Below are 13,618 nucleotides of genomic sequence, written 5' to 3' on the forward strand. Positions count from 1 at the left end.
CACGTCATGCGCCACGCCCAGAACCTGGAAACGGTCAACACCTACGAGGGCACGCACGACGTCCATGCCTTGATCCTCGGCCGCGCGATCACGGATCTGCAGGCGTTCGTATAAGGGCGGTGGGGAGGGGCCGCGTAGTCTTGCGGTAACAATGGCCGGACTGGTTTGCGGGGTGGACCGGCGGCTGCCGGGCCCCGCTGATACGTGCTTCGGAAGGTCTTGGGCGAGGTATGCGCTACGCCCTCTGATCTGGCCTGTATTAACATTCTTGACAGGAGTGCTGGCGCTGGCATCCGTGCGGATGGATGACAGTATTGCCGCGACGCGGGGGGCCGTGACGCGATTCCGTACCGAAGCATGACAGGGCAGCCGATCTGTTTGAAGCCAGCGGGAAACCGGCAATTTGTCTCTTTCAGCGATCACTTCAGCGCTTTTATCGCCGTCCAAGTCGCGCTGCTGTCCAAACGCTCCGTCGAGCTGGAGCAGCAAAGGCGTCATCGAACGTTGGTGACGCTCGGCATGCCGATTGTATGAATTTGGTTGGGTAATTGTCTGTTCCGTGCAACGTGACTGGGACACGCAGGCAATTGAAACAGATACACAAAATCTACTCGCGAGGAGGCGGCAATAGGCTGGAAGCGCCTCGCCAGCCTCCCCGGGGAGCTCCCGGATTGCTCTTGATTGGCCACGGCCAAAAATCTAATCGCACGGCGCGATAGTGACGCAGCGTATGGTGCCTTTGATCGCAAACTGAACTAAACGGTTTGCTCTTGGGTGCGTGCAGCCTATATCGCTCCAACAAATCCATTGCTCTCCGACAGGAATCCGAGAATGCGCGCGCTACTTTTTCTTATTATAGCCCTGACGTTGAATGTCCCGGCCTTCGCCCAGGACGCCCCGAAGCCCGTCAAGCTGATGACGATCGATTCTCGTCCCGTTGTGTTGCAACGACAGTTCTTTGGCCAGGTCACAGCCTTGCAGACCGTCGACCTTGCATTCCAGGTCGCAGGCCAGGTCGAAATGCTCAACGCTGCCGAGGGCACGACAAAAGCCGAAGATACGTTGATCGCGCGCCTTGACCTCGCCGGCTACGAACGCGCCGTGGCACAGGCGCAAGCCAACTTCGACAAGGCGCAGCGTGATGCGGAACGGCTGAGTTCACTTGGAGAGCAGGTGGCCTCTGCCGTGTCGGTCCGGGATGCGGAAACCAAGCTGCAGCTGGCAGAAATTGCGCTTGAGAACGCTAAGGATGATCTCGGCCACGCATCGTTGCGCGCCCCTTTCGACGCTCTGGTCGCGCGGCGGCTGATCGCCAATTATACCACAGTGGCTGCTGGCACGCCGGTTGTGCGGTTGCACGACATTTCCGAAATGCGCGTGGATATCGAGGTGCCCGAGGTGCTGTTTCGGCAAGCCGGAGCCGGGGATCAGGTTCGCTTTACCGCCGTCCTTCCCGGCGATACGACGCGTTTTCCATTGAGCCTGCGCGAGTTCGAAACCGAAACCTCAAGCATCGGGCAGACCTATACCATTACCTTGGCCTTTACCGACAATCCCGGTGCGTTCGTCTTTCCCGGCGCTTCTGTGACGGTCAATGCCACGACGCCGGGCAAGACGCCGGAGGGGATCATCATCCCGGAGACTGCGTTGGTGTTTGATCCGGCGGGGTTGGCCTCGGTCATGGTCTTCGAGAACGGAAGCGTCCGGCGGACGCCGGTTGAGGTCGAGCTGCGCAGTGATGGGCAGCTCTACATGACAGAGGGTCCTGAAGATGGCACCCAGATCGTTGTGACCGGTGCGTCACAACTGCGCGACGGCCAGGCCGTGCGTCCCTTCACACGCATCGGGGAATAACGCCATGTCCATCGCCCGCGCCTCCATCGACAAGGCGCTGATCACCTGGATCCTGATGCTGGTCTGCCTGTTGGGTGGCATCTGGGGGTTCGCGACGATCGGCCGCCTCGAAGACCCGTCCTTCACCATCAAGAACGCCATCATCATCACGCAATACCCCGGTGCGACCGCCGAGCAGGTGGCGCGGGAGGTCTCGGAGCCGATCGAATCCGAGATCCAGAAGATGGGCGAAATCGACTTTATCACGTCTTCAAACAAACCCGGGATCAGCCGGATCTCGGTCAATATCGAATCGATCTATGACGGCACGGAGTTGCCGGCGATCTGGACCAAGCTGCGCAATCGCGTGGCCGACGCACAGCGCAGCCTGCCGCCCGAAGCGGGGACACCCATTGTCAACGATACGTTCGGGGACGTGTTTGGTGTCTTTTATGCGGTGACCGCCCCTGGGTTTTCCGATTCCGAAGTGCATGACATCTCAGGATACCTCCGGCGCGAGCTGCTGGCTGTGGATGGTGTGGCGGATGTGGCCGTCGCGGGATTGCCGGCGGAGGCGATCTATGTCGATGCGCGCACGTCGATCATCACCAACCTCGGCATCGGGGCGACCGCCATCGGAGCCGCGCTGTCCAACACGGATTCGCGCACGCAGGCGGGCAGTGTTTCGCAAAATGGCCAGGACGTCCGCATCCAGGCGCCGGAAGGCACCGATACGGTCGACGAGATTGCAAATCTGACAATCGGCGTCGGCGGGGAAGTCATCGACCTGCTCGATCTTGCCACGGTGGAACGGGGTCGCGTGACCGACCCGACCGAAATCATCCGTTTTCAGGGGCAGGAGGCCTTTACCCTCGGGGTTGCAGGGAAGGCCGACCTGAACATTGTCGATGTGGGCAAACGCGTGGATGTGCGGCTTGAAGAAATCATGCGTGACGTTCCGGCGGGTGTCGAACTGCACCCGATCTACCAGCAGCATGTCGTGGTGGACGAAGCGTCCAGTGCATTTCTGTTGAACCTTGCCATGTCGGTGGCGATTGTCGTGATCGTGCTGGCGCTGTTCATGGGCTGGCGCGCGGCGGTCGTCGTCGGGGCGACCCTGTTGCTGACCGTGGTCGGCACGCTGTTCATGATGGCGCTTTTTGGCATCGAGATGGAACGCATCAGCCTTGGTGCATTGATCATCGCCATGGGGATGCTGGTCGATAACGCGATCGTGGTCGCCGAAGGCATGCAAGGAGACATGGCGCAGGGTAAATCGTCGCGCGAGGCCGCAGAAGACGTGGCCTCCAAGACGCAGGTTCCGTTGCTGGGGGCAACCGTCATCGGCATCATGGCCTTTGCAGGCATTGGCCTCAGCCCGGATGCCACCGGGGAATTCCTGTTCTCGCTGTTTGCGGTTATCGGGATTTCGCTGCTCTTGTCGTGGATTTTGGCCATCACGGCCACGCCGCTGCTGGCGCATTACTTTTTCAAGGTGGGCAAGGGCGACGGTGCGGATCATTATGGCGGGCCGCTGTTTCGCGCGTATCGGGCGGTTCTGAATGCCGCTTTGACGCTTCGCCACCTCGTGATCGTGGCTCTGATCGGGATTACGGTCGTGTGCTATATCGGTTTCGGACAGGTCAAGCAGCAGTTCTTTCCGGACAGCAACACGCCGATCTTCTACGTCCACTACAAGCTGCCGCAGGGCTCCAGCATTCATCAGGTGTCTGACGACATGGCGCTGCTTGAAAACTGGCTGGCAGAGCGGGACGATGTGACGTCGGTGTCGACCTTCATCGGCGGGGGTGCGACGCGTTTCATGCTGACATATGCCCCCGAGGAGGCGCTGCCGACTTATGGCCATATGATCATCCGCACCGACCGGCTTGATCAGATCCCGACGCTGCGTTCAGACTTGGAGGACTTTGGTCGAAGCACGCTGACGGCCGGTGAATTCAGGACCGAACGTCTGGCCTTTGGTCCGGGCGGCGGTGCCCCGATCGCGGCGCGGTTCTCCGGGCCGGATCCGGTTGTTTTGCGCGAACTCGCCGAACAGGCGGAAACGGCGCTTCTGGAGGCGTCTGACCTGCTTCAGGACCTGCGCACCGACTGGCGCGAGAGGGAGCTTGCCATTGTGCCGCGCTTTGCCGACGAACGCGCCAAGGCCGCAGGCGTTTCGCGCGAGGATCTGGCGCTGGCGCTGTTGTTTGGTACGGAAGGCAGCCGCGTCGGGAACTACAGGGAGGGCGAGCGCCTGATCCCCATCATCATGCGCTCGGACAGCGCGCAAGGGGAGGGGGCCGCGCATCTGGCGGACCTCCCGGTCTATTCCGAAGCAGCCGGGGCTTATATTCCCGTGGTGCAGATTATCGACGGGTTTGACTGGGAGGCGCAGAATACCTTTGTGGTGCGCCGGGACCGGGTGCCCACGATCACTGTGATGGCCGACGTTGTCGCCGATGAGAATGCCTCTGCGGTTTTCAATGATGTGCGCGGCGCAGTCGAAGCGATCACGTTGCCGGAGGGGTACGTGCTTGAGTGGGGCGGCGAATACGAAAGCTCGACCGAAGCACAGGCCAGCCTTGGCAAGCAGTTGCCGCTGTCGCTGATTATCATGGTGTTGATCTCGGTCTTGCTGTTCGGAACGATCCGTCAGCCGGTCATAATCTGGCTGTTGGTTCCGATGAGCGTAAACGGCGTCGCGCTTGGCTTGCTGGGGACGGGATTGCCATTCTCGTTCACCGCACTTCTTGGATTGCTCAGCCTGTCGGGCATGTTGATCAAGAACGGCATCGTCCTTGTCGAAGAAATTGATCTTGTCCGGGCCGAGGGTGTGCCGTTCCGGCAAGCGATCCTCGATGCCTCGACCTCCCGTTTGCGACCGGTTGTTCTGGCGGCGGCGACAACAATCCTTGGCATGATCCCGCTTCTGTCAGACGCGTTCTTTGCCTCGATGGCGGTGACGATCATGGGCGGGCTTGGCTTTGCCTCGATCCTGACCCTGGTGGCGGCTCCGGTCTTCTACTTCAGTTTCTTCCCGACGGCGCGCAAAGAGGATGCGAAGGCCCGGAGGGCCGAAAAACTGGCCAGTACATAAAACAAAAGGCCCGCCTGGCGCGGGCCTTTGCAATAGATGGCGCAGCGTGGGGCATGATTGTGTTCACTACACCCCTATCCAAAGAAACCCGCTCCAGAATATTACTTCGGGAGCGGGGAGCGGGGAGCGGGGAGCGATGAGAGCCGTAGCGCGGAAGAAGCGGGCGTGCGAGATTGACAGAAACACATCAGAGCTGGAGCCTGAGAATGAAAACAATGACCAAAGCGCTCGGCATCGCCGGAGCGATTGCCATCGCGTCCTGTATGCAAACTCTTGCTGCTCAGGACATAGCAGGCGTCCGGAAAACCTCCATTTTTTCCGACGAGCGACAAGCCGATCTGGAGGTGACAATCTGGTACCCCGCTTCAGGGAGCGGAGAGGCCGTGACCCTTGGTGAGAACATTTTCTTCGAGGGGACCCCGGCGGCAATGGGTGCCCCGCTGCGTGACGGGGTGTTCCCGCTTGTCGTGTTGTCCCACGGGGCTGGCTTGGCGGGCACTGCCGATGCGATGAGCTGGATCGCGGCACCGTTGGCTGAAGCCGGGTTCGTCGTTGTGGCGCCCACGCACCCCGGAAATACGGGCAGAAACCGCTCGGCAGAAGAGACGATGAAACTCTGGCTGCGTCCGTCTGATCTTTCCGACGCACTTGACGCAATCGAGACAGACCCAACGTTCAGCCCGCATGTCGCGAGCGAACAGATCGGTGTTCTTGGCCTGTCGATGGGTGGCAATACGGCGCTTTCCATTGTCGGTGCGAGACTGGATCCCGAACTTTTTGCGCGCTACTGCGACACAGATGAACTCAATGCGTCCCTGTGCGATTGGGTACGCTTGTGTGGCGTTGATCTGCACGCGATGGACAAGGCGGTCGCCGGACGGGACAATACCGATCCTCGTGTCCGGTTCGCCATGGCAATCGACCCGGCACCAGCCGATATCTTCACATCGGCATCACTCGCCGGCGTCTCGGTTCCTGTTTCCATCGTGAACCTGGGTGACGCGGCGGAGATCCCGAAGACCATTCAGGCATCGGGGATCGCGGACGCCGTACCTCACGCGACGTATCAGGTGATAGAAGAGGCAAGCCACGCTTCGATGTTCCCGGAATGCAAGACGAATGCGGCCGAAATAGCCATCGAGGAAGGCATCGAAGACCCTATCTGTACCGATGGCATCGGCGCCTCCCGGAGTGCCATCCATACTCAACTCATCGACATGACGATCGCCTCTTTTCAAAACGCCATCAAGACTGCGGATTGAAGTCCCCCCGTCCTCGATCCGGGTTTGACCGCGAGATGTCCTTTGCGAGGCTGCCCCACATGTAACTCATGATTGGGAACCTGATGTCTTGAAGGGGCTCGAAGCGATCATTTCGCTCCGAGCCCAACGCGGGTACTCTTCTGCCGTTTCGAAGGCGGGGTACTCAAGGGCCTCGTGCGTTTGGGGATGAGCAGTCCTGGCTGGTGATTTGATTGGCCGCCGATGGGTCAATCGACCTGCGCCGCGGGCCAAAGCGCCGCGCGATTACGTTTTCGTGGCTAGAGGATCAAGAGGGTTTGCTTTCTGAACATCCTGGGCTATCTGAATTTTCAGAAATAACTGAAAAGTCTGAATGCCGAGGGTTGTGCCTATGAAAATGTCGCCGCTCCATCAGGAGTTCGTCCTCCATTTCGGAGAAATGGGCAGCCAGTGGGGGATCAATCGGACGGTCGGGCAAATCTATGCGCTGCTTTTCCTGTCGGCTCATGCCCTGAACGCTGATCAGATCACCGAAGCGCTGGGGATCAGCCGGTCCAATGCCTCTATGGGGCTAAAGGAGTTGCAAGCCTGGAGGCTGGTTCGTCTGAAACACGTGCAGGGCGATCGGAAGGATCATTTCACAACGCCCGACGATCTGTGGGAGATCGTCCGGATCCTGATTGACGAACGCAAGAAACGGGAAATCGACCCGACGTTGACCAAGCTGCGCGCACTGGAAATGCAAGGTCCGGTGGGAGACGACTACTCGGAGGCCCGGATCTCGGAGCTGCGCGAGATGATCGAAATGATGACCGAATTTTACGAAGACATGGCGCGGCTGGAGACCGAAAAACTGGTCCGCCTGATGACCTACGGCAGCAAGATTGCCGGTCTCATCGACAAGGTGAGCGGCGTCTTTCCCTCCACGCAACGCTAAAGGACACGACAGAATGGAAGCCTTGGACACACTTCTGCTCAGCCGCATCCAATTTGCGGCGAATATCTCTTTTCACATCCTGTTCCCGACGATCACCATCGCCTTGGGCTGGGTGCTGCTGTTCTTCCGCCTGCGCTTCGCGCTCACGAGTGACGAAAAGTGGATGGCGGCTTACCGCTTTTGGGTGAAAGTCTTTGCCCTCAGCTTCGCTATGGGCGTTGTCTCGGGGATCACCATGTCGTTCCAGTTCGGTACAAATTGGCCGGGTTTCATGGAAACGGTTGGCAACATTGCCGGGCCGCTATTGGCCTATGAGGTGCTGACCGCCTTCTTCCTGGAGGCGGCGTTCATCGGGATCATGCTCTTCGGCTTTTCCCGTGTGCCGCCCTGGCTGCATATTACAGCGACGGCTCTGGTGGCTTTTGGCACGACCTTGTCGGCCTTCTGGATCATTGTTCTGAACAGCTGGATGCACACGCCGCAGGGCTATGAGGTGATCGACGGCGTGGCCTTTGCCACCAGTTGGTGGGACATCGTTTTCAATCCTTCTATGCCTTACCGCTTTGCCCATATGGTGCTGGCGTCCTTTCTGACTGTGTCGTTTCTGGTGGCGGGTGTCTCAGCCTTCCGCTGGATCGTCGGGGACCGCTCGCGCGAAGTCCGGGCCGTGCTGAAAACCGGCGTGGCCATTGCTGCGGTGCTGATCCCGGTGCAGATCTTCATGGGCGACATGCACGGTCTGAACACCCTTGAGCATCAGCCGCAGAAAGTTGCCGCGATGGAGGCCAATTGGGAGACCGGGCCGAACGTTCCGCTGCTGCTCTTTGCCCTGCCGGACGAACAGGCGCGCGAGAACCGGTTCGAGATCGGCATTCCGAACGGCGCGTCGCTCATCCTGACGCATCACCTGGATGGGGTCGTGCCGGGGCTGAATGACTTTGTCGCCGAGGACGGCACGCCAATGCACCCGCCGGTGATGCCTGTCTTCTGGTCCTTCCGGGTGATGGTGGGCACGGGCTTGGCCATGCTTGTCCTGAGCTGGAGCGCCGCCTTCTACATGTGGCGCCGCCGTGCCCGGCATGAGGGCCGGATCGCGGGGCACTGGATGGCGGTCGAAGGCCTGCCAAAGCCACTGCTCTGGGCGATGGTGCCCATGGCGCTTTCCGGCTGGGTCGCGACGTTGGCTGGCTGGTACACGACCGAGATCGGTCGGCAGCCGTGGCTCGTGCAGGGGATCATGACCACCGATATGGCCGTGGCCGATGTGCCGGCACCGATGGTGCTTGGAACGCTGGTCGCCTACCTCGCGGTCTATGCCGCCCTGCTGATCGCCTATGTTGGCGTAATCGTCTACCTTGCGCGCAAGGCTGCGCGCGGGGAAGACGCCCGCGCCGACAGCATGTCACACTCGGGCAAGGCACCTGTCTCTGCCCTGAACCCTGCGGAGTAATCCAATGTTGCCTGACTTCTCGAACCCGGCAGACTGGTTGCCATGGGCGTTTGCTTCACTGATGGGGCTGTCTATTCTGGTCTATGTCGTGCTGGATGGCTTTGACCTTGGCGTCGGCATCCTGTTCCCTCTGGCGGAGCCGGGTGAGCAGGACCGGATGATCGGCTCCATTGGGCCGTTCTGGGATGCCAATGAGACATGGCTTGTGCTGGCGGTCGGATTGTTGCTGGTTGCCTTCCCCACGGCACACGGGGTGATCCTCTCCACGCTCTACCTGCCGGTTTTTGTCATGCTCATAGGTCTGATCCTGCGCGGGGTGGCTTTCGAGTTCCGCGCCAAGGCACGGGATCGGCACAAGGAGCTTTGGAACCGGCTGTTCTTTGCCGGGTCGCTGACCACGGCATTGGCTCAGGGGTTCATGCTGGGGCTCTACATCATGGGGCTGAAGAAAACGCCGGAGACCTATCTGTTCGCGACGCTGACCTCCGTGTTCCTCGCGGTCGGTTACAGCTTCATCGGATCAACCTGGCTGGTTCACAAGACGGTCGACGCGCTGCAGGCAAAGGTTCTGCGTTGGGCGCGGCGCAGCCTTTGGGCCGTCATTGCCGGGATCGGGGCGGTGTCCCTGGCGACGCCTCTGGTCAGCGACCGGATCTTCGGCAAATGGTTCACCTTTCCCGAAATCCTCTGGCTGGCGCCTTTGCCGTTGGTGTCGGGGGCCCTGATCGTGACGCTCTGGATCATGCTGCGCCGGATGCCCTTTGCCGGAGATCGCTGGAACTGGCTGCCCTTTGCCACGTCCAGCATGATTTTCGCGGCGGCTTATCTGGGCCTTGCCTACAGTTTTTATCCCTACGTCGTGCCCGACCGGCTGACCATTTATGAGGCCGCCGCCGCGCCGGAGAGTCTGATGATCATTCTTGTGGGGGCCTGTTTCGTTGTCCCGGTCATCATCGCCTATTCCGTGCTGGCCTATGTGATCTTCCGTGGCAAGGCGACCGAGCTGCGCTACGAATGAGACGGCGGACGGGGCCAGACACGCCCCGTCCCAGCCGCGGCGCTGTCCGTCATTCAACAACCACGATCCCGGAAAAACGTTGCCGTACGACCGCGCCGATCAGGTCCGCCATATGGTGGATCAACGCGCGATGGGCGGATCTGCGTCGCCAGGCAAGTCCGATCGAACGGGTAACGCGATCCTTGCGGAAAGACCGCACGGCAACATCCCCGGTTTCCGTCGATACTTCGGATTGCACATACAGCGCGGGCAGGAAGCTGACCCCCATGTTGAGCGCCGTCATCTGGCGCAACGCATCGAGGCTGGTGCCTTCGTAATCACGCCGCAGGTTTGCGCCAATCTCTTCGCAAAGCGCGGCCACCTGCGCATGAAGCCGGTACGCGTCCGACAGGCTCAGGACGTCATGTCCAGCAAGATCGCTGTCCATAATGGCCGGCGTTTTCGACAACGGATGATCCTGCGCCATCACCAGTTTCAGCGGCTCGCGAAACAGTCGCATCACCTCTGCATCGCCCGAGGGCACAGGAAGCTGTGTCAGGATAAGGTCGTGCTGACCGGTCAGCAGTTCTTCTTGCAAAACGACGGGCGTGGCATCCCGCACGATCACTTTCAGTGTTGGATAGGCTTCGTGAAGCTGGCGCATCACATAGGGCAGTAAATATGGGCCAAGCGTCGGGGTGGAGCCGAGGCGGATCGTTCCGCTGAATCCTTTGCGCGCGTCCTGTGCGAGCGCGCGCAGGGCGGTTGTCTCGTCCAGTACGCGCCGGGCCTGTTCCAGAACCGCGCGCCCGTTTGGCGTGAGGATCGCGCCGCGCTGTCCGCGCTCCACCAACTCCAGACCCAGGGCCTCTTCGAGCGCCACAATCTGCTGACTGAGGGAGGGTTGACTGATCCCAACCCGTTCTGCCGCCCGTCGATAATGCCGCGTGTCGGCAAGGGCCACGAAGTACGTCAACTGTTTGAGGGTTACGTCGGCAGGCATCGCGCAGGTCCTTTCGGGTCTCGGGTGACTCGTAAGATAGGCAAAGCCGATCAGACTTTAAGGCTTGGCCGCCTTCTTCCAATCAATTTACCTCCCATATTTCTGATGCGATCGCACAGGATCGTCCCGATGATCACCTTGAACAGGAGACCCGCTATGAAAAAGACGTCCACTGGAAAACTGCATTCGATCAAGGCGAGGGTCGCGAATTTGCACCGCCGGCGTCACGATCTGGCAATCCGGATCGACGACGAGCAGCAACGGCCCATCCCGTGCAGCATGGCGCTCCGGGAACTCAAACGGCAGCGCCTCCTCTTGAAGGATCAGATCACGCGCTACAACGCGGTGCTGCGCAGCCCGGACCGGTCGCGCGCACCGGTGCAGGCGGTGTGAAGGCGATGATGTATTTCAACTTTTTCTACCGCAACAGCGGCCTAAGCCGGATGCACAGCACGGACCTTGATGACATGCGCTGTGCGCTCAGCGACGAGGACCACAACGGTCCGGACGGTGGCAGCCCGCATGTTAGACGGATGCACTCCGTGCGCCGGGCGTCGCCTCGGAGCGACGCGCCCCGACGATGATCGCAGCGGAAGGCGGAGGGGCTCAAAGCCCCTCCTGTCCGTCCCCGAGACCCTGCTGGCCAAGCGTGGCTAAAGTGGCAGAGCGGCACGCTTGCGTTTGGACCCCTTCTGACCCGTTACGATTTTCTCGCTCTTTCGATCGAGCGACAATCCGCTCTGAACATCGCTCATGATGGGAACCCGAGTGTCGGACGCCTTCCTGTGCCCAACCCTTTGCGTGAGGTTTTGGATATTGACCGAGGCACACCTGGTCGCGGAGGCCGCAATCACCGCCTGTGTCGGTATCTCCCGGCTCCCACGGGTTGCTACGGCCAATATCAACCCGTCGAGCACCGCAGATGCCGGGCAGGCGGTCAGCGCCAAACGCCGACCGTTTCACTCAGAACGTTTTCGACAAGGTCACTTTGACGGTCCGGCCGGGAGCTTTGCGGCTGGTCGATGACAGGTGCCCGACATAATCAGCGTCCAGGACGTTTTCGACCCCGAACCGCACCTCGCTTCCATCCAGCCACCCTTGCGCCTGCGGCTTCCAGGTTGCACGCAAATTGTGCACGGTGCTGTCGGGCAAATCAGCGCCAAGCGCGTCACGGCGTTCGGCGGCATGGACCACTTCCCAACTGAGATCGAGGCGGTCACCCCATTTCTTGCCGAGTGTCAGCTGCGCCCGATCCGCCGGGCTGTTGCGCCAGGTTGCATCGCTGCCGTCGGGATTGACCTCTGTTCCCTCGCCAAGGTGTCCGGCGAAATCGACATACAGTCCATTCACCATGCCATAGGAGGCCTCCAGCTCGAAGCCGCGCGAGTCCACGCGATCCAGTTCGGTCGACGTCGAACCAGCGACCGTGTAGCTGGTGATGTCCCAGAGTTTTGTCTGATACAGGTTGCCGCGAATGGTGAACGTGTCGCCCGCAGTAAAGACATCCGTGCCGGTGTATTCCGCGCCAAGCTCGAAGGTGCGGGATTTTTCCGACATGCCGATCCGTCGTTGCGCCGTGGCGCTGGTGCCCAGATCGTCGATGATCGGAAGGCCTTCGGTATAGGCGGCCGAGCCAAAGACCGACAGGCCGTTGCCGAAATCGTAAGCGAGCGCCAGACCGCCCATCAAGGCGTCTTTTTCGTAGCTGTCCGGCGCGCCCGCCAAGGGCAGGGCGCTTTCAATCCGCGATTTTTCATAGCGCAAGGCCGGGGTGACCGTGACCTGCCCGATCGTCATTTCGTCAACGACGAACAGCGCAAAGCGGTCGTTCGTGCCACCCGGCGCACCGGCTGCGGTGTTGTCCGCGCGGATCCGGCGCTGCGCCTCGACGCCCGCGAGCATGTCGTGTGACACCGCGCCAGTGTCGAACAGCGCGCGGTTGGTCACGGTCAGCTTGGTTGTTTCATAGCGTTGATCGGCGTTCACCGTGCCTACGAGAAATGGGAAGGTCGGCGTGCCCTCCAGCGGAGATGAGCCGGGGATGTAGTCGTATTCGATCGTCTGGTCGGCATAGGAGAGATTGGCGCGCAGGTCGACGAGATCGCTCGACGGGTTGAAGCGATACTCCAGAACGGTCTGCGCGGTCTCGGTCAGCCGGTCGACATTGCCGAACGATCCTCCGTCGGTCGCGAATTGGTCATAGGGAACGTCCTTGTCATCGGCCACTGTGTTCGAATGGCTGAATGTCAGCGAATGCGCGTCGTCCTGTCCAAAGGTGAACTTGGCTTTCGCCAGGTAGGAAGGCGTTCGGAATGCGCTGTTGCCGATGGTGGACCCATCGCCGGCCGTCAGGTCGTCCTGATCGCGCAGGGAGTAGTTGAGCAGGAATTCAGCGCGTTCGGTCGGCATCCAGGCCAGGCTTGTTGAACTGACCCAGCCATTTCCATTCGAGCTGAACTCGAAGGTCTGGGATCCGCCGACCCCCGGCACGCCGCCTGTGTAATCAGACGCGTCTTTCGTCTCCAGTTTCACCACACCGCCAACGATGCCGGACCCGTAGGCAAAGCTGCCGATGGTGCCCCGCAGCACCTCGACCTCGCGATAGAGCAGCGGATCGGTGAAAAGCTGTGTTCCGATCCGATACAGTTCTTCCGACCCGACGGATGCGCCGTCGATCTGCACGGCGATCTTCTGGTCCGAGCCAAAGGTCGTGTTCGCGCCAAAGCCACGGATGTTGATGCCGGAGCCTTGCGGTGTGGTGCCATTCACCAAGGTCACGCCCGGTACGGAATCGATCAGCTGTGCGACGGTGCTGGCCTGGCGGTCCTGAATCTCTTCGTCGCCAACCACCGTGCGGGACAGCGCGGTGCCAAAGCTGAGGTCGCGTTTGCCACCGGTGAGAATCAAGGTGCCGAGAAAGCCTGGATCGCTCTCTTGCGCCATGGCGGGCATCGCGAGCGACAGACAGACAAGCGCGGTCGAGCCGCGCATCATTGAAATAAGCATTGCGCCATCCTTCGTTGGGTTCTGGCCGTAGCTTGCAAAGGCTGGCGCGGC

9 protein-coding genes are annotated in these 13,618 nt (G+C 60.7%); 7 read left to right on the top strand and 2 right to left on the bottom strand.

The genetic code is table 11. The features are described 5' to 3' along the window. Positions 1-831 precede the first annotated feature (831 nt). From ACN2XU_RS19360 to ACN2XU_RS19385, 6 genes are all read left to right on the top strand, one after another. Positions 832-1,854 (top strand): efflux RND transporter periplasmic adaptor subunit, encoded by a 1,023-nt coding sequence (locus tag ACN2XU_RS19360; protein WP_419411994.1) that lies wholly within the window; start codon positions 832-834, stop codon positions 1,852-1,854. A 4-nt stretch (positions 1,855-1,858) separates the two neighbouring features. Then, entirely contained in the window at positions 1,859-4,933 is a 3,075-nt protein-coding gene (locus ACN2XU_RS19365; RefSeq protein WP_419411995.1) for an efflux RND transporter permease subunit, read from the top strand. 206 nt (positions 4,934-5,139) lie between these two features. Continuing rightward, the gene (locus tag ACN2XU_RS19370) at positions 5,140-6,195 is read left to right on the top strand and encodes an alpha/beta hydrolase family protein (RefSeq protein ID WP_419411996.1); all 1,056 of its coding nucleotides are present in this window, start codon (positions 5,140-5,142) and stop codon (positions 6,193-6,195) included. Between the two features lie 370 nt (positions 6,196-6,565). Beyond that, on the top strand, positions 6,566-7,111 hold the full coding sequence (locus ACN2XU_RS19375) for a GbsR/MarR family transcriptional regulator (RefSeq protein WP_419411997.1): 546 nt from the start codon (positions 6,566-6,568) through the stop codon (positions 7,109-7,111). 13 nt (positions 7,112-7,124) lie between these two features. Then, entirely contained in the window at positions 7,125-8,561 is a 1,437-nt protein-coding gene (locus ACN2XU_RS19380; RefSeq protein ID WP_419411998.1) for a cytochrome ubiquinol oxidase subunit I, read from the top strand. Positions 8,562-8,565: 4 nt separating this feature from the next. Then, positions 8,566-9,579 (top strand): cytochrome d ubiquinol oxidase subunit II, encoded by a 1,014-nt coding sequence (locus ACN2XU_RS19385; protein ID WP_419411999.1) that lies wholly within the window; start codon positions 8,566-8,568, stop codon positions 9,577-9,579. Between the two features lie 49 nt (positions 9,580-9,628). Here ACN2XU_RS19385 and ACN2XU_RS19390 read toward each other — a convergent pair whose 3' ends face one another. Beyond that, the gene (locus tag ACN2XU_RS19390; protein ID WP_419412000.1) at positions 9,629-10,561 is read right to left on the bottom strand and encodes a hydrogen peroxide-inducible genes activator; all 933 of its coding nucleotides are present in this window, start codon (positions 10,559-10,561) and stop codon (positions 9,629-9,631) included. Positions 10,562-10,717: 156 nt separating this feature from the next. On the opposite strand from ACN2XU_RS19390, the gene ACN2XU_RS19395 reads away from it, so the two are divergent. Continuing rightward, on the top strand, positions 10,718-10,954 hold the full coding sequence (locus tag ACN2XU_RS19395) for a YdcH family protein (RefSeq protein ID WP_419412001.1): 237 nt from the start codon (positions 10,718-10,720) through the stop codon (positions 10,952-10,954). A 570-nt stretch (positions 10,955-11,524) separates the two neighbouring features. Here the strand turns inward: ACN2XU_RS19395 and ACN2XU_RS19400 are convergent. Continuing rightward, positions 11,525-13,567 carry a TonB-dependent receptor domain-containing protein gene (locus tag ACN2XU_RS19400; protein WP_419412002.1) on the bottom strand — a complete coding sequence of 681 codons (2,043 nt, stop codon included), beginning with the start codon at positions 13,565-13,567 and terminating at the stop codon, positions 11,525-11,527. Positions 13,568-13,618: the final 51 nt, after the last annotated feature.

The sequence above is a fragment of the Pacificoceanicola niger genome, assembly GCF_048553275.1.
In the GTDB taxonomy this organism is placed as follows: Bacteria; Pseudomonadota; Alphaproteobacteria; order Rhodobacterales; family Rhodobacteraceae; genus Pacificoceanicola.